This window comes from Roseibium sp. HPY-6 (assembly GCF_040530035.1).
Classification (GTDB): domain Bacteria; phylum Pseudomonadota; class Alphaproteobacteria; order Rhizobiales; family Stappiaceae; genus Roseibium.
The window spans coordinates 1,546,719-1,572,312 of record NZ_JBEWCD010000001.1; the positions used below are offsets into that span (position 1 = coordinate 1,546,719).

At 54.4% G+C, this 25,594-nt stretch carries 20 protein-coding genes; 10 read left to right on the forward strand and 10 right to left on the reverse strand.

Going from position 1 to position 25,594, the window contains the following annotated elements; genetic code table 11:
- Nucleotides 1-293 precede the first annotated feature (293 nt).
- From ABVF61_RS07360 to ABVF61_RS07375, 4 genes are all read left to right on the forward strand, one after another.
- The gene (locus tag ABVF61_RS07360; RefSeq protein ID WP_353992862.1) at nucleotides 294-584 is read left to right on the forward strand and encodes a putative quinol monooxygenase; all 291 of its coding nucleotides are present in this window, start codon (nucleotides 294-296) and stop codon (nucleotides 582-584) included.
- 183 nt (nucleotides 585-767) lie between these two features.
- Nucleotides 768-1,637: an SMP-30/gluconolactonase/LRE family protein gene (locus ABVF61_RS07365; RefSeq protein WP_353992863.1), complete on the forward strand. Its 870-nt coding sequence runs from the start codon at nucleotides 768-770 to the stop codon at nucleotides 1,635-1,637.
- A gap of 566 nt (nucleotides 1,638-2,203) precedes the next feature.
- Nucleotides 2,204-6,070 (forward strand): calcium-binding protein, encoded by a 3,867-nt coding sequence (locus ABVF61_RS07370; RefSeq protein ID WP_353992864.1) that lies wholly within the window; start codon nucleotides 2,204-2,206, stop codon nucleotides 6,068-6,070.
- A 51-nt stretch (nucleotides 6,071-6,121) separates the two neighbouring features.
- Nucleotides 6,122-9,796: a G8 domain-containing protein gene (locus tag ABVF61_RS07375; protein ID WP_353992865.1), complete on the forward strand. Its 3,675-nt coding sequence runs from the start codon at nucleotides 6,122-6,124 to the stop codon at nucleotides 9,794-9,796.
- A 145-nt stretch (nucleotides 9,797-9,941) separates the two neighbouring features.
- On the opposite strand, the gene ABVF61_RS07380 is transcribed toward ABVF61_RS07375, so the two are convergent.
- From ABVF61_RS07380 to ABVF61_RS07390, 3 genes are read right to left on the reverse strand one after another with little or no spacing between them, the layout of a single operon-like run.
- A complete protein-coding gene (locus ABVF61_RS07380) occupies nucleotides 9,942-10,736 on the reverse strand; it encodes an SDR family NAD(P)-dependent oxidoreductase (RefSeq protein WP_353992866.1) in 795 nt (264 codons plus the stop codon).
- Nucleotides 10,733-11,716 (reverse strand): LLM class oxidoreductase, encoded by a 984-nt coding sequence (locus ABVF61_RS07385; RefSeq protein WP_353992867.1) that lies wholly within the window; start codon nucleotides 11,714-11,716, stop codon nucleotides 10,733-10,735. The genes ABVF61_RS07380 and ABVF61_RS07385 overlap by 4 nt, the downstream gene beginning before the upstream one ends.
- A 16-nt stretch (nucleotides 11,717-11,732) precedes the next feature.
- Nucleotides 11,733-12,512: a CmcJ/NvfI family oxidoreductase gene (locus tag ABVF61_RS07390; protein ID WP_353992868.1), complete on the reverse strand. Its 780-nt coding sequence runs from the start codon at nucleotides 12,510-12,512 to the stop codon at nucleotides 11,733-11,735.
- Nucleotides 12,513-12,630: 118 nt separating this feature from the next.
- Here ABVF61_RS07390 and ABVF61_RS07395 point away from each other — a divergent pair, with 118 nt between their 5' ends.
- Nucleotides 12,631-13,551 carry a LysR family transcriptional regulator gene (locus tag ABVF61_RS07395; protein ID WP_353992869.1) on the forward strand — a complete coding sequence of 307 codons (921 nt, stop codon included), beginning with the start codon at nucleotides 12,631-12,633 and terminating at the stop codon, nucleotides 13,549-13,551.
- Nucleotides 13,552-13,610: 59 nt separating this feature from the next.
- On the opposite strand, the gene ABVF61_RS07400 is transcribed toward ABVF61_RS07395, so the two are convergent.
- Nucleotides 13,611-13,772 carry a hypothetical protein gene (locus tag ABVF61_RS07400; protein WP_353992870.1) on the reverse strand — a complete coding sequence of 54 codons (162 nt, stop codon included), beginning with the start codon at nucleotides 13,770-13,772 and terminating at the stop codon, nucleotides 13,611-13,613.
- A gap of 235 nt (nucleotides 13,773-14,007) precedes the next feature.
- Between ABVF61_RS07400 and ABVF61_RS07405 the strand changes: the two genes are divergently transcribed.
- The gene (locus tag ABVF61_RS07405) at nucleotides 14,008-14,352 is read left to right on the forward strand and encodes a hypothetical protein (RefSeq protein ID WP_353992871.1); all 345 of its coding nucleotides are present in this window, start codon (nucleotides 14,008-14,010) and stop codon (nucleotides 14,350-14,352) included.
- Nucleotides 14,353-14,511: 159 nt separating this feature from the next.
- Complete coding sequence (locus ABVF61_RS07410) at nucleotides 14,512-15,093, forward strand: alpha-ketoglutarate-dependent dioxygenase AlkB family protein (RefSeq protein WP_353992872.1); 582 nt, start codon at nucleotides 14,512-14,514, stop codon at nucleotides 15,091-15,093.
- A gap of 15 nt (nucleotides 15,094-15,108) precedes the next feature.
- On the opposite strand, the gene ABVF61_RS07415 is transcribed toward ABVF61_RS07410, so the two are convergent.
- Together ABVF61_RS07415 and ABVF61_RS07420 are read right to left on the reverse strand one after the other, a co-directional pair.
- Entirely contained in the window at nucleotides 15,109-15,951 is an 843-nt protein-coding gene (locus ABVF61_RS07415) for a CE1 family esterase (protein ID WP_353992873.1), read from the reverse strand.
- A 147-nt stretch (nucleotides 15,952-16,098) separates the two neighbouring features.
- A complete protein-coding gene (locus tag ABVF61_RS07420; RefSeq protein WP_353992874.1) occupies nucleotides 16,099-16,944 on the reverse strand; it encodes an enoyl-CoA hydratase/isomerase family protein in 846 nt (281 codons plus the stop codon).
- Nucleotides 16,945-17,108: 164 nt separating this feature from the next.
- Here ABVF61_RS07420 and ABVF61_RS07425 point away from each other — a divergent pair, with 164 nt between their 5' ends.
- On the forward strand, nucleotides 17,109-18,056 hold the full coding sequence (locus ABVF61_RS07425; RefSeq protein ID WP_353992875.1) for a LysR family transcriptional regulator: 948 nt from the start codon (nucleotides 17,109-17,111) through the stop codon (nucleotides 18,054-18,056).
- A 153-nt stretch (nucleotides 18,057-18,209) separates the two neighbouring features.
- On the opposite strand, the gene ABVF61_RS07430 is transcribed toward ABVF61_RS07425, so the two are convergent.
- The 4 genes from ABVF61_RS07430 to ABVF61_RS07445 form a co-directional block, all read right to left on the reverse strand.
- Nucleotides 18,210-19,121 (reverse strand): 2OG-Fe(II) oxygenase family protein, encoded by a 912-nt coding sequence (locus tag ABVF61_RS07430; protein WP_353992876.1) that lies wholly within the window; start codon nucleotides 19,119-19,121, stop codon nucleotides 18,210-18,212.
- A gap of 200 nt (nucleotides 19,122-19,321) precedes the next feature.
- Complete coding sequence (locus ABVF61_RS07435) at nucleotides 19,322-21,307, reverse strand: cation:proton antiporter domain-containing protein (protein ID WP_353992877.1); 1,986 nt, start codon at nucleotides 21,305-21,307, stop codon at nucleotides 19,322-19,324.
- 3 nt (nucleotides 21,308-21,310) lie between these two features.
- Nucleotides 21,311-21,919, reverse strand: a complete 609-nt coding sequence (locus ABVF61_RS07440; RefSeq protein WP_353992878.1) for an NAD(P)H-dependent oxidoreductase — start codon at nucleotides 21,917-21,919, stop codon at nucleotides 21,311-21,313.
- Between the two features lie 130 nt (nucleotides 21,920-22,049).
- Nucleotides 22,050-23,036 (reverse strand): zinc-dependent alcohol dehydrogenase family protein, encoded by a 987-nt coding sequence (locus ABVF61_RS07445; protein ID WP_353992879.1) that lies wholly within the window; start codon nucleotides 23,034-23,036, stop codon nucleotides 22,050-22,052.
- Nucleotides 23,037-23,551: 515 nt separating this feature from the next.
- On the opposite strand from ABVF61_RS07445, the gene ABVF61_RS07450 reads away from it, so the two are divergent.
- Both ABVF61_RS07450 and ABVF61_RS07455 read left to right on the forward strand, forming a co-directional pair.
- Nucleotides 23,552-24,538, forward strand: coding sequence for a thiamine pyrophosphate-dependent dehydrogenase E1 component subunit alpha (locus ABVF61_RS07450; RefSeq protein WP_353992880.1), 987 nt, complete (start codon nucleotides 23,552-23,554; stop codon nucleotides 24,536-24,538).
- Between the two features lie 16 nt (nucleotides 24,539-24,554).
- A complete protein-coding gene (locus ABVF61_RS07455) occupies nucleotides 24,555-25,574 on the forward strand; it encodes an alpha-ketoacid dehydrogenase subunit beta (protein WP_353992881.1) in 1,020 nt (339 codons plus the stop codon).
- Nucleotides 25,575-25,594: the final 20 nt, after the last annotated feature.

Here is a 25,594-nt window from a genome sequence, read left to right on the forward strand (position 1 = left end):
ACCAAACGATTCTTGTATGTAAATTTATCAGCGTGGGGCACATTGGTTCGAGAGGATGGTGCAAGACCAGAAGTAACCTCAAATACCGGCGACAAGAATCGTCGACCGTAAACGTAACGCAACAGTTTCACTACAGAAGATCAAAAGACTTTAGTCGAGTTTTTGGCTTGGCTATTCGACTTGTTGTGCGACAAGTCGAGTGAGCCGGCCTGAACACCGATGCCGTATTGTCAGGATTCGTGCTTGAGGCGCGTTCAGACAAAGACGGTAAGCTGAAATCAGGGAAAGTTTCGATGGGTAAACTAACGATCACAGGGAACGTGCTGATAAAGGAAGGGCATATCGACTTTGTGAAGGCGGAATTGGAAAAACTGATACCGATCACACGCGCTGAAAAAGGGTGCCTCCAGTACGACCTGCATCAGGACAATGAAAATCCGCACTACTTTATGTTTTACGAAAACTGGGAAAGCCGCGAGCTCTGGCAAACCCACATGAACAACGACCATCTCAAGGCTTACATGACCGCTACCGATGGCATGATTGAGAAATTTTGGCTCCACGAGCTGACCCACATCGCTTAACTCTCAGATATAGGTAAGATCATGAAAATTCTGGTCAAAGTCGCGTTGGCATCGGCTTTATCTTTTAGTGTTATCGGTAACACAACATCAATAGCAGCAGAGGTCGAACCCGAAGTCTTCGCTACGTTGGACAAACGCTGGGGGGATCCCTTTTTCTCAGCTGACGGTCGAATGCTGGTAAGCATGTCCCCACTCGGCGCCTCAACGACCAAGCTTTTTGAGCATATGCCCGATGGGTCCATCAAACCTTACCCGAATGAGCAAATGGCGGCTGGACCGAATTCCAAAATCAAGTCGCTGATCGCCGCAAGAATTTCGGACGACGGCATAGCCTGGATCCTCGATATGACGGACCACAGGTTTTATGGTTGGGACATCAGCAAAGATGAGCTGGTCAAGGAAATCCAGCTTCCGAAAGAAGTCCTGGTCGACCATAGTTTTCTGCAAGACTACGCGCTCGACCAGAAGCGCAATCGTGCAATCATTGCAGATATGTCCCAGAATGATTTGACGAGTGCGCCACAGCCAGCGTTCATCGTGGTGGACCTGGAGTCCGGCGAAGCGAAGCGCGTTGCGCAAGGGCACAAGGCACTCATGCCGGAAATAGAGGGAGGACTGGCGCTAAACCCAATCACAATCGATAAGGACTACGAATGGGTATACTTCGGCGCTCTGAATGGCCGTACCATATATCGTGTTCCCGCTTCGAGCTTTGACGGCGATGCCTCGACAGTTACTCAAACCATCGAAGAACACAGCAAAAAGTCGTTTTCGGATGGTATGACAATCGACGATGCCGGCAATATTTATGTCGCGGATATTGAAGCAAATGCGATCGGATTGTCGACGCCGGAAGGCTTCAGAACCATCGGAAATCTACCGGACGGTCAGTCTTGGCCTGACGGCTTTGCCTTCAGTCCTGATGGCTATCTTTACGTCACAGTCAATCAGCTAAATCGCGCTCCGGCGTTGAACAAGGGCGTCGAAAAAGGAACGGGAGAATATCTGATCTTGCGTTTCAAGCCGCTGGCTCCCGGTTCAGTCGGGAGATGAAACATGCTTGATTGAAAGGCGGACAGCGCTCGCTTAAGAGCGCTTTTCCATTTGATGAAACTGTTTTGCCGAACTTGGGCAAACTTGCCCGTTTTCAGTGCGCGTAATCGAAACGAACAAATCCGGTTACCCCCTGCCTTTTTTCAGGCAATGCAGCCGCACAACACCATTTTCCAAGTTCTGGATACCACTCAGAAATGGACACCACACCCGACGGGTTATCGTTTTCACAACAGCCGGTATGCACAAGTATTCCCAAAAATTTAGCCGTCTAACTTACCAAAAAACCTCCAACTCACTTTTCAAATATTCTGGGAACGATTCACGAGAGTTTTCGCCACGAAATACCGGTAATTTCTATTTAAAGTTGCCTTCCTGAACTGCACAATATGAACAAGAAAAGTTCGAAAAATCCCCTCATTTATAGAGCGTTATCGCAGAGATGCAGGCTGGGTCAGAGCTTTTGTTCTGATCGGTTAAGGACTTACGCAAGCACCAAAGAGCGGCGTATCGGCTGAGTGTTCCCGAGTTTCTTTGGTGCCGCCTTCCGTGGGGATTGCCAGAAAATGATGCCGACAATCAAGGACAACAACGCCTTTCTCATGGCCATGGGTCAGGGCAGCCGGATAGAAATCCACGCTCAGGATGCAGAGAAGGAGAGTTGGGTCCAGCTTGCGAAAACGGCGGAGGCCGGGTCTTCGGTTCTCACGCTTGACGGCAAGACCAAGTGGCAGGCCGGTGACAGGATCGCGCTGGCATCAACGAGCCAGGATGCGCATGAAGCCGAAGAGGCGGTCATCAAGAAAGTTACCGTCAATGCGAACGGCACGACAACACTAACGCTTGAGGCACCGCTCACATTCACCCACTTCGGCGAAAAACAGACATACGACAACGGCAAGTCGGGCAGCGAATATAGGGCGTGGACGGTCGATACGCGGGCGGAAGTCGGTCTTCTGAGCCGGAATGTCAAAATTCAGGGTGACGAGGACAGTCCGTCTGACGGCTATGGCGGCCACACCATGGTGATGGACGGTGCGGAGATGCATATCTCAGGCGCTGAATTCTTCCATATGGGCCAGAAGGGCGTGATGGGGCGCTACCCGCTCCACTGGCATATGAACGGCAATGTCGAAGGCGAATATGTCCAGAACAGTTCGGTGCACCACTCCTTCAACAAGGGCATAACCCTGCACGGTATCCAGAACGCCTGGATCGAAGACAATGTCGTCTTTGACACCATCGGGCATGGTTATTTTCTGGAGGATGGGTCCGAATTCGGAAACGTCCTGAAGGATAATCTGGGCTTTGTGACACGGCAGACCGCGAGTGCAGCTGAAGCGTCGCACAAGTCTGACTTCACAGGTGTTTCCACATTCTGGCTGACAAACCCGCAGAACCACATGGCGGGCAATCATGCTGCCGGGTCGGACAATTCCGGGATCTGGTTCACCCACCAAGATGAGGTGATGGGCACGTCCGCAACCGTTGACGACTATAAGGGATATGCGCCCAAGCACAGGATGCATGGCGTCTTTGATGACAACGCCTCCCACAGCAACCGCGTGAACGGTCTTGCCCACGCACAATCGATCAACGAGGCGAACGGTGTCTTCTCCGATTCCCACTACAAGGGCGATTTTCTGATCGAGAATTTCACGACCTATAAGTCGGGCGATCAGGGTATCTGGACGCGATCTACGAGTGGCGTGATCATCGACAATTCCATGTTTGCCGACAACAAGTCCGGATCCTTCCTGGCGGGCCGGCACCTGGTAAAGGACAGTCTGTTCGTTGGCCGCTCCAAAAATGTCACGAATGACGGGGACGCGGACGATCCGGGCTCAAGTCAGTTTGGCGCTGCTTCAGGCGAAGGAGTGCGCGGGCACCAGTTTTACGATTCACCGGTTGCTCTCGAAAGCGTGCACTTTGCCGGTTTCACCGAGGATAAGGACAGCGCGCTGCTGGCAGGGAGCGGGTTCCACAGACGAACAAACAATTCCACCAAAGACCTGACCTTCGATGACGACATGCCAGTGCATAATCGAATGGACCGGTATCTTGGCCCCGGAAACAGGTCGCCGGAAGACACAAATGCGGCAACTTTCGCGCTGGTTGATCTCGACGGAAGCCTATCCGGAACCTGGGGTGCGTCAATCACCCAGAAAATCATCGATCGTTTTCCAGGTGACAGGATCGACATTCTGGAACAGGGCACAACCGGATTCAATGCACTGGGAAGTGCCCGTTTCGACAGCCGGCAGAACCTTTGGGTCAACAGCGGCAACGTTGATTTTGGCATCCAGCGGTTCGATACCAGTGCCGGAAAACGCGTCAAGTTGGAAATCGAACGCTCAGACAACGGTGCGAAGCTTCTTCTGAACGAAGATACCGGTGGCAACAATGTCTACCTCGATCTTGTCGCCATAGAAGACCGCGGACAGACCACCGGCACGGGGTTCGACTTCTATACCGTGCGCTATCCTGACGGTTTGCCGAATGTGATCGACGTAGAACTGCGCGACATGAAAAAGGGCAGCGCAGTTTATTACAAGTTTGTCGACCTGCCCGCCGGATTGACGGTCCGGGGCGCGGATCAGGTTGGTGGTCTGGGCGCACTGAAATCCGCCGACGGAACGGCCTATTTCAAAAAGGGCAGTGTTTTATATGTCAAAGCGGTCGCCGACGTTGGCGCATCTGTTCCGAACGCTCAGGATGCACGGGTCGCAAAGGACAATTACGGCGACGAATTCCAGCTGCATATCAAGAACTACGGGGCTTACAAGGCGAGCGGTAACAACGCGCCGCACGACGCTGAAACAACAGACTTCGACCCTTACATCCTCCCAATTCCGGAAAAGCCGAAATCAACCTCTGTCACGTCGGAGATCACCAGCGCAGATGACCGGTGGTCCAGCAGCGCCAGTTGGCAGGGTGGCAAACCGGGCACGGATGACATCGCCGTCATCGGCAAGGATGACCGGCTGGTTCTGAATGAGAATGCGCAGGTGAAAGGCATTATCGTCGATGGAGGCGAGTTGCTTGTCGAAGACATCAAGGACCTATCACTGACCGCGGATTGGATTCTCGTCATCAATGGCGGTCTGTTTCAGGTGGGCACCGAGGACAAGCCTCACAAACATGATTTCACACTGACACTGACGGGCGACGACCCAAAGAACGACGTGCATGTCGCTAATCTGCTCAAGCCCGGCGCGGCCGGTGTCGTGCATTCCGTCGACAACAATGACGGTGAAGCTTTCGCGGGCACTGAGCGCGATCAGGATCTGAACGGACTGAAGATCACGGGCGACCGCCAATTCGGCGGCGACCGCGATGATGTGTTCCAGGGCACCGATTACAACGACCTGCTCCGCGGAGGTCGAGGGAATGATCAACTCTACGGAAAAGACGGAGACGATCTCCTGAGGGGAGATGCCGGTGAGAACTACCTCAACGGCGGTGATGGGCAGGACAGGCTCTATGGCGGGGCCGATGCCGACCGTTTGCAGGGAGGTAAGGGGGACGACATCCTTCGCGGTGGGGATGGCGACGACACCCTGCAAGGCGACGACGGGGACGACAAGCTCTATGGCGGAAAGGACAACGATCAGGTCTACGGCGGGAATGACGCCGATACCATTTACGGCGCGGGAGGAGCCGACCAGCTTTACGGCCAGGATGGCAACGACACCCTGCGCGGTGGATGGGATGACGATACGCTCAATGGCGGGGACGGAGCCGATGTCCTCTATGGCGGGAAAGGCAAGAACGAGCTTTTCGGCGGGAACGGCAATGACAAGATTTATGGCGGCGGAAGCGATGACCGGGCTTCAGGTGGCGACGGTAACGATACGATCCGCGGTTCGTGGGGTGATGACTGGCTGAACGGCGGCAAGGGAAACGATCAGGTCTACGGCGGCACGGGCAACGACGAACTCTTCGGCGGCGAACAGAATGACAGCCTTTTCGGCGGTTCCAACAAGGACCAACTGCAAGGCCAGGACGGCAATGACCTGATTGATGGCGGCAGTCACGACGACACCTTGAATGGTGGCAGGGGTGATGACGTACTCGTGGGCGGCAGCGGCAACGATACGCTTCAAGGGGGCACCGGCGCCGACACAAATATCGATGGAGCCGGCACGGATACGATCATCGACTGGGATCCATCAGCGGATCGTTTTGTCTTTGTATCAGACGGCAAGCTTGACGAATTACAGGGCCTCAGAGGCGGCGGAAAACTCTACTTCGAAGACATCAGCAAGCTGTCGGCGGAGCGCTCCGGCATCGATCTCACGATCAAGATTGACGGGGTTGCTGAAGTGGTGCTGACAAACTTTCATGGCGCGAACACCAGGCAGGATCTCCTGGACATGGGTTTGCTCTTCGAGCATTCGGCTCTGCCGCCAAGCATCCAGGATCTGTTCTGAACTCCCCAAAAATCAATTCCGGGTTTTGAGCCCAATTCAAGGAGTAAAGCTATGCAGGCTGTTCTCAAGGATGTCGTGTCGAATGGTCATAATTCTCCGGCGACGACAAGTGATCGGGACGGCGATGGCGTCGCCATGAAAGTGGAAGCGGTCGACAGCAGGACCGGTGAAACACTCGGCACAGTAACGGATTATTCCATCATCGATACATCGTCTTTCGACTGGAAGGGGTTCCGCTTACGGGTCAACGCTGATGGGGAAAAGAAAGATGAGGTCGAGCGCTTCATCTATACGCTGGACCGCGTGAACAAAAATGGAATTGTCACGGAATCGAAAGACTACCTCTTCAACAAGAGCATCACGTTTGATCGCTTCAAAGACGGTGACGATCTGGATGAAGGCATCTACAGGCTCACGCTAAAGGCAAACGCCGACCATAAAGAGTTTGGACAAGAGTCGTTTTATTTTGGTGTTGTCAAATCCGCCGAGGATGCATCGGGAAGTATCGCCCGGGTGCGGGCCGATCTGAAGCAAATTCATGAAAAGTCAATGTTGAAACCGGACGCTGAAGGAGACGGCGGCGGCAATCCCATGCTGGTGAAGAACAACGATGCTTTCCTGATGGCTATGGGCGCGAACAGCAGAATTGAGGTTCATGCAGCGGATGCCGCCAAGGACAGCTGGACTGTGCTGGATGGTACGGCGGAAAAGGGGTCTGGCTCAATTACGGTAGCCGAGAAAACCGGTTGGGAAGTCGGCGACAAAATCGCCATCACCTCAACAGACTATGAAGCAGGCCAGGCTGAGACATTTACAATTTCAGCGGTATCAGCCGACGGACTTAGCTTTACGCTCGATAAGCCTCTCAAATACATGCATTACGGCGAAACACAGACTGTTGAAAATGGTCTGGAGGGTGCAGAACGGCAAGCCTGGACAATTGACGAGCGGGCACAGGTCGCCCTGCTGTCGCGGAACGTCAAAATCACCGGTGACAGCGATGCCGAGGCTGATCGTTTTGGTGGCCACACGATGGTTATGAACGGTGCCGAAATGCATGTCTCGGGCGCGGAATTCACCAAGATGGGCCAGGAAGGAATTGTCGGTCGTTATCCCGCACACTGGCACATGCTCGGAGATGCAGGGGCCGGTCAATACATCCAAAACAGCTCGTTTCACAACACCTACAACAAGGGCATTACGATCCACGGGACAAACCAGACCGTTCTGAAGGACAATGTTGTCTACGACACGGTTGGGCACAGTTTCTTCATCGAGGACGGTTCGGAAACCGGCAATCTGTTTCAAGGCAACATCGGGTTCGGCACCAGGGCCGCCGACGAGGATGAGGCGATCTTGCGGTCCGACATTATGGAGGTGGCAACCTATTGGATCACCAATCCTCATAACGATTTTGTCGGAAACATCGCAGGTGGCAGTGAAAACGGAGGATTTTGGTACGCAATCGGTAGAGATTTCACAGGTCTTTCAAAAGGCAATCCGCTGTTCGAGGGAGATGTGTCACCCGCCCGTCAAAAGGCCGGTTTGTTTGATGACAATGCCGCACACTCCAATGAAGCCGGACTATTCAAGACCTTCAATCCGGATGAGGGCGGCAAATCCTGGGCTAAAAACGACCTGGAAATTCACGATTTCAATACGTTCCGCAACAGGGAGTGGAGCGCCAATTTCAAGACCGCCGTCGGTGGCGCGGATTTCTACAATTCAGTGATCGGCGCAGCGCCCGATGGCTTGAATTTCAATGACAACACCTCGATCCAAAATTCATTGTCGTACGGTGTGTCCGGAAATACCGGCAATCCCAATTCCGAGGCCGAAACAGAAGCTGGCCATTCCTTTGCAGATGATGCTTCGCCAAGCGACCGGCTTGAGGGGCTTGCCTTTTACTCCGGTGAGTTCTTCTTCGAAGACAGCCACTTTGCTTTTTTCGACAACGAGCAGCATTACGCGCTTTCCAGCAAACACGGCGCCGGTCAAGCGAACTATGTTCGTGACATCACATTTGAAGAAGGTTTCGATCCGGCTGAAAGCTTCTCTTTTCCAACCGGCGGCAATGCCGGCCGAGCGGGACGTGCCATCTACGACGAGGACGGCGCGCTTTCCGGTGTTCCGGGTGCCTGGCTTACACAGGCCGCGAACGCTGCGAACAGCAGTGCCGGATCCTATGTTCATCCGGACTTTGACGTATTCGTTATCACTGATGCGCGCATAGCGGAAATTTTTGAAAGCGGCGGGACTGGCAACGTCGGTCCAAAACGGATGACCCGCCACGATGCCGTCGACGGTTCGAGAACCGATGGAGACGTTGGCGTTGCCGGAAGGACGCAGCTTGCCGTCATTGGTGATGGGAACGACTACGTTTATGTCTATGATTTCGGCGAGCGCCCGCTGGAGGACAACCAGAACCGCATCCGCCTGTCGGCTGCCACGAGCGAAGAATATGTCTTCATCGAGTCGCCCAATGCGACTTCTAGGCACTCTGTTGAAGGCGCGATACGTGTAGGCTCATTTGACCAGCTCAAGGCCGCGCCCCAAAAGGCCTACTACTACGAAGACGGCAGTATCTACGTGAAGCTCTTCGGTGGCGGCAGTTCAAAAGACGTCGCCGGACCAAGTGTCATCAACTATGAGCTCAACAATGCCCCTCAGCCCGTTGTTGAGGTGCCGGACGTTCCTTACAAACCGATCAAGTATACGCCTGCGCAGCTTGCAGAATTTGCCCCGTCCAAAGCAGCACCGACCCCGACGCCGGATACGGAAAGGGCAACTCATGATCCGGAGGCCTTCAATCCGAAAAATGCCCAAACCGCTGACTATGAACCAGGCGATGCGCGCTGGTCTCAAAGCGGTATTTGGAGCAACGGCCGTGAACCTGGATCCGACGACATCGTCGTTGTGGGCCAGGGCGAACGCGTCGTTCTTGATCGCAGCACCCAGGTAAAAGCCATCTTCGTTGACGGCGGCGAGTTGATTGCCGAGGATGAGCAGGATCTGGAACTTGCCGCTGACTGGATACTTGTCGTCAATGGCGGCCTGTTTCAGGTCGGGACCGAGGACAAACCCTTCCAACACGAATTCACGTTGACTCTGGAAGGTGATGACCCGGGAAATGATGTGGATATAGCGGCTCTTCGCGCATCCAGGGATCCAAACATTGTTCATGCGGTTGATACGCTGAAGTCATATGAAAAGACGGATGAATTGCCCGCTTCAATCGATGCTGTAACGCTCGGCGATACAGAGTCCCTCGTATCGGGCGGCAAACCGGAAGCCGATGACGCTGTCACCGGAGCAAAGGCAACCGAAACCAAACCGGCAGAGCCCGGGGCGGATTATACCCTTTTGAACTTCGCCTTGGTCGACACGGACACGGACCAGGTCATCGCGCAGATTACCGACAATGAAGCGATAGACTTTGCGCTGATTGAAGGACGGAACCTGTCTATTTCAGCCAGGGCTGCCAGCGATGCCCTTGAAGAAGAAATTGCGAGCGTTCTGCTTGAGCTGAACGGGCATAGTCGTATCGAAAATGTGACGCCTTATGCCTTGTTCGGCGACAAGAACGGCGACTATCTGAAAGGTGAGATTATGGTCAAAGACGAATATGACCTCGCCTATACGGTGTACGCAGACAAAAACGGCAAAGGCGACATCTTGGATAGCGGAAGTCTGGCCTTCAGCTTCGACGATATTGCAATGGCATAAGTCGCGCTTGTGCGACCAAATCCGCTGCATGGATCAGCCGTCGCGACCGCTGAGTAGTCGCGACGGCTGATGATCATTCTGGCAATTTGACCGTTCCGTTGATTTTCGGAAATAACAGTTATTTCGCTGAAAAGTCGGAATCTTGTTACTTGAGAGACCTGTTGAGCATCGCTTCAATGGCGGCTGCGACGCGCTCGTTCTTGCGGGCATCCAGTGCATCGTGATGCGGATTGGCAAACCGGCCTTGATCGTTGTCGAAATAACGGCCGGAAGCATCAGCGAACTCTTCGCTCAATGCAGCACTGACCAGGATATCTGCACCGACGTTCAGGTCATTGCCTTTCACCCCATAAGCCTCCTTTACCATTTTGCTGGCCAGAAAAGAGGAAGGGTTCACCGCGATAATGGCGGGTCCGTTGTTGCTGAGCGCTCCCGCCAGATGCATGGACCACATGGTCAGGCCCAGTTTGCTTTGTGCATAGGCTTCGCTGTCGCTCAAAAATGCGCTGCCTGTAAAAACATCCGGATCGACGGAGGCCTGCGCAGCGGAGGACAGATTAACAACGCGGCCTTCACCCGGAATGATCGGCAACAGCAACTTGGTCAGGAGATAGGGCGCAACGGTATTGACGATGATCCTGAGATCGAACCCGTAATCCGTCACGGGATTTGGAACTTTGAAGACACCCGCATTGTTGATCAACACATCGAGTGTTTCGTTGCTCGCAATGACGGCTTTGGCGAGCGCCTCGACATCTTCCAATTTGGACAGGTCGGCGACGAAAGCTTCCGCAGTCCCGCCAATATCGGCCAGAGCAGCTTCCAGTTTTTGCTTGCTGCGGCCATGCAAGAGAACCTTGTGGCCCATCGCCGCGAGTTTTTTGGCTGTGAGAAGCCCAATACCGTCCGTCGAGCCGGTGATGAGGATGGTTTTACTCATGGAAGATTTCCTCTGTGTCCAAAGTCGGGCAGAAGCTCATCTGCCAAAAGTTTGAGTGTTGTTTCTGTGTCTTGCGCATTCAAACGAAGGTTCAGCGCGACATGATTGACGCCAATATCCTGAAGATCCGACAGGTAGTTTTTCAGGAATTCCGTGCCGGACTGAAAACCCAGATGAATGGGACGCGGTTTGGCATCAGGGTCGTCCAAAAGATCCACATAAAGTGACTGCATCACGGGTCTGTTTTCCGCCTCACCTTTCGCAAGACGGTTTCGATACTCACTGATGACACGGTGTTGAGAGGCGACGTCACGCGGATAGGTCACCCATCCATCTCCGTGCTCAGCAACCCAGTCGGGTGATTGCTGGCTGCCTCCCGTGATCAGCATGGGAATGCGCGCTCCGACAGGTTTGGGCAACATGTCCATGGTTCCGCTCAAGACACCCTGGTGACCCTCATGGCGCGGGCGATCATTTGCAAGCGCACGAATGTAACGGAAGCTATCGCGGAACCGGGCTCCGCGATCAGGAAAGCTCATATTGAGCGCCGGATACTCTTCTGGTCGATCTCCCGAGGCGACACCCAGGATCAAACGACCATCGGACAACACATCTGCTGTTGCTGCTGCTTTCGCAACATGGGCCGGATGACGAAGCGGCAAGATGATGCTGGCAGTCCCGAGAGCGATATCATTTGTAAGCGCCGCAAGCGTGCCGAGATAGACAAACGGATCAAATATCTGCCCTACATCTCCAAACGAGGGCACATCGAACGGGACATCGCGCAGCCAAAGCGCAGAGAACCCGAGCGTCTCCGCCAGTTGTGCCATCTCGATATGCTTCGCCATGGTCGGCCTGGCGCCGATCGAATAGCTTTCGAGTGGCACAACAAGCCCGATACTCAGCCGGTTTGGCAAAAATACCGCGTTGTATCCCCGATTGATAATCGGAAAATCTGAGAGATCATTTCCGTCCGACATGTCTCGTGTCCCGCACTCAGTATCGAATGAGCGTTCGGCTTTCGATGCTCTTCCTGATTGTGTGAATGCTCTCGTCTTCAATCATATCGAGAGCGCTATGGGCAATCGAAGGCAAACCATCATTGTCGTAGATGTTGAAGATCGCGACCTCATCCGGTGTCATCTTGGATTGATAAACCCACTCATGATCCGGATTGGCTACAAGTCCGAGTATCTGGCCTTTCCTGTCCGGGTAAATGAGATCAAGCAGCACCCAGTCGGTTTCACTGAGGCTGGAAGGACGGACAAAGCCAAGGGGTGCGCTGTTGATCGGATTATCGACCGGGCGCCAGACATTGATAAAGGCGTAGTGGCCTTTGTTCCATTCGGCAGCCTGATCTTCACCCAGGATATCGATCAGACGTTGTTTTGCACCGTCTTCGCTGTAATCGCTGTGAACATTGCGCGCTGGGGGACGGACGGCATTTGGGTCGTCAACTCGTATCGTGTGGTCAAATATGATGACTTCTTTCGCACTAAGTTTCTTTTTGAGAAGTTCGGTCAACTCGGTGTCATAGTTTTTTTCCCAGTCGGCTCTTTCTGCGGAGAAATTCACCTTGGTCGGCGCGTCGGTGAAGGTCACCGAATCCACATCAAATGACACCGAAATGCCGTCTCCCCGGGCATCCAGGACTGTAATGTCCGTAGACCGCAGCTCAGGGGAGATCAGATTTCCCTTGATGCCATCCGCGTCCAGATGAAAGGCTTGCTGTTCCGGTTTATGTACATGGTAATTCACTGTGGCTGTCTGGGTCATCGCCATCTCGCTCTGTTTGCTGCGCTCTTGCTTCCTTTTTCACTACGGGGAACATAACCATTGTCATTTGCAAAATTAATTGCGAAGATCCCATTTCAGAATTCGGGATTTGAATATAATGGGTTTGGAAACAGACGGCCTGCGTCTTTTCATTCTGGCTGCCGAAAAACTGAATATCAGCGCGGCCGGGCGTGATCTTGGGTTCGCTCCAGCTGTCTCAAGTGCAAAACTTGCCAAGTTGGAACAGTCTATCGGAGCAGATCTCCTTCACCGATCGACACGGAAAGTTTCTCTCTCGCTCGAGGGGTCTGAGTTTCTTCCCTACGCGCGCGAGATTGTTGCCCAGGAAGATGCAGCTCGAGCCGCTCTGGGTCAGCGAGATGCCGAAGCAACAGGAACGCTTCGCTTTACGGCGCCCAGCACCTTCTCCCAGCTCTACATAGCGCCAATCCTACCGGAGTTTTTCAAAGCTCATCCGAACGTCAAACTCGATCTGAGACTGTCTGATATCCGGCTCAATCTGATTGAGGGCAGTTTCGATCTCGCACTTCGCAACGCGGTTCTGTGTGACAGCAGCATGAAAGGCCGCAAGTTGGCGGATGACACACGGATACTGTGTGCATCGCCGGCTTATCTTGAGGTCTTTGGGACACCAGAAACACCTGATGATTTAACGAAACATCATCTGATAGGCTTCCAGGACGCATCGCCTCGTGAGCTTGTGTCGCAATCCGGCGAAAAAGGTATTTTTGACCCGCAAAGCTCGTCCAACCGCCTCGTTGTCGACGATGGCATGGCTCTGAAGCTCACCACGCTGGCTGGAAGCGGTATTTCTTCAAACTCTCTTTGGAGCGTGGCCCGCGACCTCGCCGAAGGCAACCTCGTCAGAGTGTTGCCGGACTATCGCATGGCTGAGGAAACCGTCCTCTGGCTCATGTATCCTCACACCAACGTCCTTTCCGCGAAGGTGAAGGTCTTTATGGACTTCCTTCTAAAGCACATCGGCCGCAACCCGCCCTGGCAAGCAACGAGCAGTTAGTCAGGTAGGATCGTGTTGTGAAGCACACTTGTCGAGTGATGCAGTTCGTTGGCACCTTGTCACCCGTGACCTCCCCCTGAAGAACCCTCAATCTGCACAATCAGGTGAACGGTCGGGACCTTGCGCACATCGTCGATCCCAACTGGTTCCTCATCTGCAAAGACACGTGTTTTCGCATTGGTTTTTTGTAGTGAAAAACTGAGGTTCCATCTGTTTGTCATGAGGCTGGTAGCTCCTTAAGCACAGGAGGCTTTTGCCAACGACAGGAACGTCACAGAGATATCGTGCGAATATGTGGTATGTGGTATGCGCTCCGTGCAATGGTACTCGGTCAACAGCGATCCCATCTAAGGTGAAACCGTGGAGACAGCACAAGGATCTGTCACCACACTCAGCCCTAAATCGGAGGTTTAGTTGATGACTATTAAGGTATCAAAACCAACCGGGCTGGACCACGTGTCGAAAGCCCTGCAAGCGGTGCACAAGCATCTCTTGACGTTTCAAACGGAACAAACCGGCTTCAATGGTAGCCCGCTACAATTGTTCGAGCGCGTCACCAAGGATGGCGCTTTTGCCTGGCTGAAACCACTGCGGGAGACCATCGTTGCGATTGACCAGCGTCTTACGGACGAGCAGCCGATATCAGAAGAAGAAACGAAAGCCTTCGCCAACCAGTGTCGCAATTTGCTGGACGCGAAGTCCGGTTCGTTTCGCGATGGTCTGAACGCCGCGTATCAGTCTCACCCCGAGGCGATTTTGGCGGTGGCCACAGCCCGAAAGTCTATTGAAGCAATAAAATAGGCGCGCCGGGCCGGTTGCCTTGACGCAGACCAAGTCGAACTTGGCGCATGCAAACCAAAGCATGACGTTCGAAAAACTTCAGCAGGATAGCGCGGCAGTCCTTTGATCCGCCCAGCGCTATCCTGTCTCCCGACTACACCGCTTGAAGACATTTGAAAGATGATGGATCTGTTCGCGCACGAAGACTTTGGACCACGGAATATTCTGCCTCATAGCGGCACCGCAAATTTCTTTGGTGCTATTCTCCCGCGCGAAGGTGCCGACAGGGCTCTGGCCAGTCTCATGTCTGATATTGAGTGGCGCAATGACGAATATCACTTTGCCGGCAAACATATTGTCACTGCGCGAAAAATTGCCTGGTATGGCGATGTACCCAGTCAATCAAGCAAACGACGCGTTTTGCCTTGGCCGCCCCTATTGCTCGATCTGAAAGAACTTGTGGAACGGACCTGCGGCCATCAATTCCAAAGCTGCCTGTTGAACCTTTATCATTCAGGCGAAGAAGGCCTGGGCTGGCACAGCGATGGGGAGAAAACACCCGTCGCATCCTTGTCGCTTGGTGCGACGCGTCGATTTGTGTTCAAAAACAAGACCGACAAAGAAACTCTGGAGATCCGCCTCTCGCATGGCGACCTTCTGGTCATGGAAGGTGAAACCCAGGATGATTGGCTTCATCGTGTACCGCCGATGAAAAGCGTCAAAAATCCGAGGATCAATTTGACATTCCGTCAAACGGCCTGAGCTTGTCAGGAAACGTCAGCGAAGCTCGAGTGCCTCAAACCAGTTCATCACGCGTGGTCCCCACCCCTCAGGTGCGCTATGCCCCCCTTTGTGCAACATCAAGTCGATGCGTCCGGCATCGCAATCGGTCCAGTGTCTCAGCCAGAGTTCGCCATTAAAGGTACTGGTTTCCGGTTGGCGTTTGCCGCAGCCGTTGGTTTCGCGCAGAACTTTCAGAGATGCCCATACGTCTCCCTGAACAACCGTGTCGTCGAAGAATGATCGGCCTTCCAGGGGAACAACCCTGTCTGTCCAGCCATGTGTGTGAAAGAGATACACCGGCTGCGCACAACGCGTTGGCAGCCGCTCCCAAAAAGCACCTGCCAGGGGTGCATAAGCATCGGCGAAATCCGGTTGCCAGCATGCCATATTCCAAACCATGGATCCCCCACGGGAAAATCCTGACAGCAGAACCGGTGCTTCGGCGAGATCTGTGTTGGATCGGACATCGGCCAGGACCCTATCTAGAAACTCTGCGTCGTCGCGCTCAAATTCCATATTGTCTGCACGGACCGACCAGTCCTTCGTCCACCGCGCTTCCGGATGCTCACCATTTGGAGCAACGAAGACATAGCCGCGCGAATGCGCCTCTCCCGCAAGACCAGACTTGAGTGCGCTGGCACCATTGCCACCACCACCATGCAAATGCATCACAATTCCCAGGGGCTCGGACGCCTCGGGATAGATCACATGGTAGGTTCCCCCTTCGATGCTACAGGGTGTCTGAAGATCTCCGCATGCCTGGGCGTGCAAGCTGGCCGGGTTCAAATAGGCCGCAACCGCAACACACGAAATCTGGAATAAAACCCTGTCCAACATCTCGGTCTCCAATTGTTTCGTGCCTGTTCAGCTCAAAGCACTAACAATTCAATCAGGTTTGGGTTTTGTTCGCCAAAGGTATTTCCAAGGCAGCGATCAAGCACTGGCCACCACGATACGTGGTGGCCAGCACACTTCCGTTCCAGCTCAGTTAATTTCCTGGACTTTCATGACAAGTTCACCCCATTTGCGTTGGTTTTCGATGTCATGTTCCAGACCCTGTTCATCAGCAATGCCGAAGCGCTTGACCGCAGGTGTTTTGCTGGTCGCCTGATAGAGCCAATAGGCCTCGGCCTTCAGCGCGTCCTGGATCGGCCGGTCGATGGATTCATACACCATCTGTTTGCAGGCATTGATCGACTCCGCCGGGAATTGCGCAATGCGCTTTGCCAAGGCATCCACATAAGGACCGATCTCATCGGGATCGAGTGCCTTGTTGATCGTGCCCAAACGTTCCGCGTCGTCCGCATCATAGTCCTGCGCACTGAGGATGATCTCAAGTGCCTTCCCCAACCCGGTCTGGCGGGCCATGCGTGACGCGCCCCCGCCGCAAGGCAGGATGCCCATCCCGACTTCCATCTGCATGAATTTGTATTTGCCGCGCGCAACGAAGCGCATATCGAGAGCAAGCGCCAGCTCATGGCCGCCGCCGCGCGCAAATCCCTCGATCTTCGCTATCGTGGCCTGTGGGACTTTGCTGATGCGCTCACACACGGCTTGTAGATCCAAGAGCTGAGCCTCATCGCGAGACACCGCTTCAGTCGACATGTCCTTCAACAGTTCGGTGTCATAGTGACATACCCAGACTTCGGGATTGGCCGACTGAAAGATCACGACCTTAACCGACCTGTCGCGCTCCAGGCGCATGGCAAGGCTGTTGAGATCCGCCAGCATCTCCTGCCCCTGCACATTTACGGTACCGAAGTCGAATGTCACGGTCGCTATCGCGTCCTGAACGTCAACTGTGAACGTCTGGAAATTCTCGTACTTCATGGGGAAGTCCTTCTTTAGCTGTCCTGCACCAGGGATGCAGGGACGGTTGAAACGATTTGGGGCTGTCGGTGCCGAGCGTGACGCGGCTTTGTTTCTGTTATGACTTCTGGTATTTAACAAATAAAGTGGCTATAAAAGTATTCAGAATTCGGAATTCGAACATAATGGGCATAGACACAGATGAGCTGCGATTGTTTATCCTCGCAGCCGAGTTACTGAACATCAGCGCTGCAGGTCGAAAGCTGGGAATGGCACCTGCAGTCTCCAGTGCGAAGCTTTCCAAACTTGAACACAGAGTGGGTTCAGAACTGCTCCACCGAACAACGCGCAAGGTAACTTTGTCCGTCGAGGGAGCGGATTTCCTTCCATTTGCAAAGGAAATGGTTGCCCAGGAAGAAGCGGGCCTGGCGGCCCTGGGTCATGGGTCGGCAAATGCAACCGGCACGCTGCGTTTTACGGCACCGAGCACCTTCGCCCAGATGTATATCGCCCCCATCTTGCACGAGTTCCTGGACCAGTACCCTGAGGTTTCGCTTGATTTACGCCTCTCGGACCTTCCGTTCAATCTTACCGAAGGCAGCTTCGACCTTGCACTTCGCTTTGCGCCATTGTCTGAAACGAGCCTCAAAAGACGCAAGCTTGCGGACGGCAAGCGCATTCTCTGTGCGTCTCCATCTTATCTTGAGGCCTATGGGACACCCGCGACCCCATCCGATCTGGCGCACCACAAACTCATTGCCTTCGGCCATCTCGATCCCAGACCGCTCAAATCCACTCAGGGCGATATTGCAATGTTCGAATATGGTGACAAAAAGAACCAGCTGATTATGGATGACGGGCTCAGCCAAAAGCAGGCAACAATATCAGGAGCCGGTATTTCGATGAACGCGGTCTGGAGCGTTCACGAGGAACTGTCTTCGGGACAACTCAAGCGCGTTTTGCCAGATTATGAAGCCGCGGAAGAAAACGTATTGTGGATGATCTATCCGAAATCCAACGTGCTTTCCCCGAAGGTGCGGGTGTTCATGGACTTCCTCATCGCCAAGATCGGCAAAAACCCACCCTGGGAAAGTCAATTACCCGAAGTCTCCAGTGACCATGGCAGAGGCTGACAGTAGCGCTGATAGAAAAATCTAACCTAAACCGCGCTTTACAGGCCAAGCGTGACGAGATGCCCTGGGCCGTCTAGACGGGAACACCGAAAGCCTCAGGCGTAAAATCGCAAAGCAACTTGGGCTGCTTCGCGATTTTCCGAGCTTCAAAAATTAGAACGGCGCAAAACCATCGTTTTTGGCCTCTGGCAGGCTCCAACGTTCTGCAGGTTCAATCTTGGGCACAGGCGCGCCTTCGATCGGCAACTGCCCATGATCTCCGTAAAGCCAAAGAACAAAGTTGAAGCGTTCACCGCTGGTAATAGGCTCCGATGCATGGGGCACACTGCCGTGGTGGATCAACGCTGTTCCAGGCTCAAAGGTGAGTTTTTCAATACGGCGGGTGGCGGGATCAATGAAACTGACGGCAGAACCGGAATAGTCCTCACCGGGCAGGTTCAGGTTGATGTTCAACGTTACCGCCGAAGCATCCGAGTGCGGCCGCAGAGACGTGTCCTTGTTCTCCTGCCATTGGATCGAAAACCCGAATGTCTGTGTGTCGAAACCTGCGACATCTGGAAACAACAGACGAGATACGGGACGCATGTAGCGGTTCATCAGCTCCTGATAGAACGCTTGGAATGTTGGTGCCGCAAGATAGCCCTCCGAGCGCGGATCGAGCATCGCTCCACCACGATTGAGGACGATGCCATAGGGTGGACGCAAGGGTATTTCGGCCTCCGAGACTGCATCCATATAAGCGCGCAGCGCGTGGAGTTGATCCACATTGAAAAACTGCGTGCGATAGACGCCGGGGAAGACTTCTTTCCAAAGCTCTTTGACATTGCTTTCCTTGGTCGGATCGACCCATGCAGCCTCAATCGCATCGCGCAGACGCGGGTCGAAGATCGAACTGTCCAGCGCAGAAGAACCGCCGCTGCGGCCGCTGTCCCACTCTGACCAGGCTTCGGCGAACAGTTCTTTGTTCTCGGTCCAGAAACGCTGGACGGCGGGCGCGCGCTGCAACATCGCCTCGCGCGAAGGCCGTTCGATGGTGCGGGCGTGGTGTAGGGAAGTCTGTGACATGGCAGATAGTCCTTATCAGTATGCGGTTATTGTGCCTGGTCACATATCTATTTTATCGAAATCAGAATTAAACGATCCAAAACTGATTTCATAATTCTGGTTTTTGTTATAATCAGCCAATCATCCCAGCCAACGCGGATCTGCCGGCCTGTTCTGGAATACTCACGGAACGCGCCTTTGCGCAGCTTGCGAAGAGCACCTTACGGTGCCTTCGCCTCGTGGTCCGCGAGTATCGCATCCAGATCCTCTTCGCTCGGCGGGTGCCAGCCACGGTCTGTACTGAGATCAAATACATCGCGTTTCCCGAAAATCTGCTCCTCGCGCTCCTTCATGAGAGTTTTGGATTTTTCGATGTAAGCGGTGTTCTGACTGATCGGAATCTTGGGATCATGGACAAGCGCCATCTCCTTGAGGATATGCCGGTCGTCCTCTGCAAACTTCCGCGCCGCCAGTTCGGCATCGAAGGGGTGCATGCCGAGCCGCTCCAACGCGGAGCGCCCTGTGCGCACACTGGAATCAAACGTTTCGCGAATGATTTCGACACATCCCATGGCAAAAAGATCATAAACATGCTGCCGATCAACCGCCCGCGCGATGACTGGCACGTGGGGATAGTTTTCGCGAACGTAATGGACCAGTGCGTTAATCTGCTCCTTGCCGTCGATGGCAACGATCAGAAGCTTTGCCTTCTCAATACCTGCTGCGTGGATCAAATCGGGGCGCGTTGCATCACCGAAAAACACTTTGAAACCAAAGCTGCGCAACATGTCCAGATGACTGGCATTGTAGTCGACAACAGTGGTGGCGTAACCCGTTGCGCGCAGCATCCGGTTGACGATCCCTCCGAAACGGCCGTGACCTGCAATGATCACCTCTCCCACTTCATCGATCTCATCCGCATCGCGTTCCTGCGTTTTCACAAAACGTGGTGCGATGACCTTTTCATAGAGAATGAACAGTCCCGGCGTCAGCAGCATGGACAGGGCCACAATCAACAACAGCTGATCCGCCAGGTTCTGAGGGATAACATCATTGGCAACCGTGAAGGACAGGAGCACGAAACCGAATTCACCGGCTTGAGCAAGCCCCAGACCAAAGAGCCATTTGTCCGCCCCTTGTAGCTGAAACACCCACGCTAGCGCCAAAAGAACAAGAGACTTGAGTGCAATAAGCCCAAAAGTCATGCAGAGGATCGAGGCTAAATTCCCAAGGAGTAGCTCGAAATCAATCGCTGCACCTACCGTGATGAAGAACAGGCCGAGAAGCAGTCCACGGAACGGATCGATATCGGATTCCAGTTCATGGCGATATTCGCTGTTGGCCAACACTACACCTGCAAGAAAGGTCCCCAGGGCTGGCGAAAGGCCTACAAGTGTCATCAGAAGCGCGATGCCGATAACGAACATCAGGGCTGCGGCGACAAACAATTCCCGCAAACCCGCCATGGCGATAAAGCGGAACAGCGGACGCGTCAGATAAACGCCCCCAAGGATTACGGCTCCGATCGCGCCAATGGTTATCAGAGCGGCCTGCCAACCCGGCAAACCGTCCACCAGACTTAAGGACGCACCGTGGTCCCCTGTCCCATGGTCGCTCGCGTGACTGCCACCGTGCGCATCGGCTCCATGCACGCTGGTTCCATGCCCCGCATCAGTCGCCAAATCCATCAGCTCAGGCATGGCGAGCAGCGGGATAAACGCCAACATGGGAATGACCGCGATATCCTGAAACAGCAGAACCGAAAAGCTTGATTGCCCACCGTTGGAACGCATCAAACCCTTTTCGTTCAAAGTCTGCAGCACAATTGCCGTCGAGGAGAGCGCAAGCACAAGGCCAATCGCAAGCGAGATGGTCCAGGGCTGCCCCAGCATCATGGCCACCCCCATGACCAAAACTGTTGTGCCCCCAACCTGCAGCCCGCCAAGGCCAAGCAGCTTGGCACGCATGTTCCAGAGCATTCGGGGCTCCAGTTCCAGACCCACCAGAAACAGCATCATAACGACGCCGAATTCAGCGAAGTGCTGGATGGAGATCACGTCAACGCCGAGAGTGGCCAACAGCGGGCTGATGACAATACCCGCAATCAGGTAACCGAGAACGGATCCCAGACCCAGCCGAGAAGCGATCGGCACAGCAACCACACCGGCGACCAGAAAAACAAAGGCCAGAAGCAGAAAATCGGTCATGAATCAGTCCTTGCTGAGGCTAAGAATGTCGCTGGCGCTTGTGAGCTGGTCAGCGGTTGCATCCTTCAGCTCGAATTTGCCATCCCGGATACGGGTCAGGAGCTCGACATACCCATCGATGTGATGTGCCAGTTCGGTGGCCTCGTCTGCCTTCAGCGCACCGAACAGCACGTAAGGCGGCGGAAACCGCATCTGGCACAGCCCGGCGGTCTGTTCGAGCGGGGTCAGGAACGTGCGCATGGTATGCTGCTGATAACCGTCTTGCGTATAGGCCTCATCAGACCCACCGGCCGTGATAGCAAGAAGCAAGGCCTTACCCGCAAGCTTGTCACCGCTATGTCCATAGGCAAAACCGTGCTGTAGCACGAGATCCTGCCATTCCTTCAAGAGACTTGGGGTGGAATACCAATAAAGCGGAAACTGGAACACGATCACATCGTGCTCCAAAAGGCGCGCCTGTTCCTTGTGCACATCGATATCATGACGAGGATATTCCGCGTAAAGATCTACGAAGGTTATGCCTTCGATGTCGCTGGCCCGCCTGGCCATAGCGCGGTTCGCCCGGCTGAACGTCTGGCCGGGATGCGCGTAATAGACGATGAGTTTTGCCATCGAAAGCACCTTCCTGTGTTGTCGCTGATAGGCAGCAGTCCTGAGATGCCTGTATTTTTTTGAAATTTATCAAGATATTTCGGAAGTCGTTCAGCAGACATGCCCCGTGCCATGATGCCTCGTAAGGATCCTAAAAATCGATGACAACTTTGCCGATTGCCTGTCCGCTCGCGAGACGTGCATAGGCCTCATTGACATCGGTAAACCCGAACTTCTTTTCGTCGAGCACGGGTTTCAACGCGCCGGCATCCACGGTTTCAGCGAGGGATTTGAGGATGTTGCCATGAACTTCGCGGCCAACATCGTGGATCATCGGCAACAGCATGAAAATCACATGCAGCGAAAGCCCCTTAAAATGCGCCGGAGTCAGGTCGATCTCCAAAAGCGCAACGGTTGAAGATACGTGACCGTTGAGTTTCGCTGCTTCGAAGGAATTGGCCATGTTGGCACCGCCCACGGTGTCAAAGACCACATCGAATCCAACCCCGCCGGTATTGTCTGCCACGACATCAGCGGTTTTCGCGGTCATGAAGTCAACCGGCCGCGCTCCCAAATCGGAGATCAGCGCCATTTGTGCAGTACCGGTCCCCGTCGCAGTCACGTCTGCACCCAGGTGATTGGCCAGTTGCACAGCAATATGACCGACACCGCCTGCACCGCCCTGGACCAGAACCTTCTGACCCTTCGACACATTGGACCGTGTCAAACCCTCATAGGCGGTGATCCCGACAAGAGGCAGCGCCGCCGCCTCACGCATCGACAGCGTCTTTGGCTTATGTGCAATGAGTCGCGCGTCGGCGCAGATGTACTCCGCAAGAGTTCCCTGAAGCTCCATCAGACCACCGGCGCATCCATTGACCTCATCGCCCGCCTGAAATCCCGTAACGCCCTCGCCCACAGCTTCAACCGTACCGGCAAAATCCATACCCAGGACGGCCGGCAGGGCTGGCGAAAGGGGAAGGTCTGCGCCCATGTTACGGATCATGGTGTCAATCGTATTGACGCTGGTGGCGGCAATTCTGACAAGGACATGGCCCGGTTTCGCTACAGGTTTTTCGATCTCCGCCAGTTTGAAAACCGAGTCCGCACCATAGCTGTCCAGAGACATTGAATTCATGGAGTTACTCCTGCGTTTTGTATTCGCAGGAGTGGTACAATCTCTTCTATTTGGAATAAACGGACGAAATACAGAATCAGAATTTAGATTTTCTATATAATAAGACTAGCGATATCGTACACGAAACCGTGCGATGTCCTGCTTGTGCCGATCAGCTGTTTTCCCAGACTTTCAAGACAGGCGCGATGGCGATTGCAAGTTCCCAGACTTCAGGGGCAGTCCGCATTCACGAAACTGATGGACGAGCGGTTCCTGCTCTCATGTTTACCCGACTTCTAGTGAGAAAAATTCGAGCCACCAGCAAGCTGCCCATTGATATCTGAGGTGCACATCCAGGCGCATTTCCGTCTCAGAAAATCCAAATCTGTCTCAAACTGTCTCAAACCGTCTCACGAAGAGACAGGTCAAGACGCACTTCTCCGTCCTCCCGAATCTGCTCTTGCCGAAAATCACAGTGTCATCCCACCTTTTGAAGCGTCGGAGCGATGTGAGCCGGCCCAAGGGAGGACAAGAAATTGGCACCAACGCGTGAACAACAGCATTGGATGTATCGCAACATGGTCACGAGCCGGAAGTTCGAAGAGGCCATTGCGGGCATCTATTTCGAGGGCAAGACGCCGGTCTTCAGCATGGCGGACGGCCCGATCCCAGGCGAGATGCACCTGAGCGACGGGCAAGAACCTGTCGCGGTTGGCGTCTGTGCTCATCTGAATGCCGGCGATGTGGTTACAGCCACGCACCGCCCTCACCACCAGGCAATCGCAAAGGGTGTTGACCTGGACAAGATGGCGGCCGAGATTTTTGGCAAGAAAACAGGTCTGTCTGGCGGACGCGGCGGGCACATGCATCTTTTCGATGCGGATGTGAATTTTGCCTGTTCGGGCATTATCGCACAGGGCATGGGTCCCGCAGTTGGCGCCGCGCTTAGCCGCAAGATGCAGAACAAACCCGGAGTCGCGGTGGCCTTTGTAGGCGAAGGCGCCGTCAATCAGGGCGGATGGCACGAGGCGATGAACCTTGCGGCCACCTGGAACCTGCCTTTCGTCTGTGTGATCGAAGACAATGCCTGGGGCATTTCGGTCTCCAAAGAAGACTCGACCGCTATTTCCAACAATGCCGAGCGTGCCTCTGCCTATGGAATGCCGGGTATTCGCATCGCCGACAATGACCCCTACGCCATTTTTGAAGCCGCCGGCGAGGCCATTTCACAGGCCCGCGAAGGCAACGGCCCATCACTCATCGAAGTCGAAACCTATCGCCTTGCCGGGCACTTTATGGGGGACGCTGAAGGCTACCGGCCTGAGGGCGAGAAAGACGCGCTTTTTGAAAAAGACCCGATCCCGAAGATGCGGGCAAAGATGCTGGCCGACGGAATGGCTGGCGAGGCCGAGCTCGAAACCATCGAGGCAGAAGCCGCAGCACGTGTTGAAGCCGCGATTAAATTTGCCCGCGACAGTGCGGACCCTGCGCCGGAAGACGCGCTGACATCGGTCTTCGCATAGGGCCAGGGAGGACATCATGAACAAACCAAACGAAAGAAAACTCACCATCGCACGCGCAATGGCGGAAGCCGTTGCCCAGGAAATGCGCGTCGACCCGTCGGTCTTTGTGATGGGTGAGGATATTGGCAAACTTGGCGGCGTCTACGGCAACACGCGCGGTCTCCTCGAAGAGTTCGGAGCTGAACGCATCCGGGATACGCCAATCTCCGAGACGGCCTTTATCGGCGCAGCCGTGGGTGCGGCCCAGGACGGAATGCGTCCTGTTGTGGAGTTGATGTTTGTCGATTTCTTCGGCGTCTGTTTCGACGCGATTTACAACCTGATGGCCAAAAACATCTATTTCTCGGGCGGAAACTTCAAAGTGCCGATGGTTTTGATGACCTCCACGGGGGGCGGCTATTCCGATGCGGGGCAACACTCGCAATGTCTTTATGGAACTTTTGCTCACCTGCCGGGAATGAAGGTGGTTTGTCCTTCGAATGCCTATGATGCCAAGGGCCTCATGACGGCTGCCATGCGTGACGACAGCCCCGTGGTCTACATGTACCACAAGAGCCTGCAGGGCATGGGTTGGCTGGCAACCGAGCCGGGGGCAACTGTGCATACCCCCGAAGAAAGCTACACGCTGGAGATCGGCAAGGCCAAAGTTGTGCGCGAAGGCACCGATGTGACCATCGTCAGTGTCGGTATGGGCGTTCATCACGCACTCAAGGCGGCCGCGCAACTGGAAGAAAAAGGGACCAGTGCAGAGGTCGTCGACCTTGTCAGCCTTGTGCCGCTCGACCGGGACACGATCCGCAAATCAGTCGCCAAGACGGGACGGCTGATCGTCGTGGACGAGGATTACATGTCCTACGGCGTGTCCGGTGAGGTGATTGCCTCCGTTACTGAGCATGACATATCCGTCCTGAAAGCTGCGCCCAAACGCGTTGCCTATCCCGATGTGCCGATCCCGTTTGCGCGCGTCATGGAGCAGTACTGCCTGCCCAATCCCGACAAGATTGTTGCTGCATTTGACGGCATGAACGCCGCCTGACGCAAAAGGATGCAGGCGGC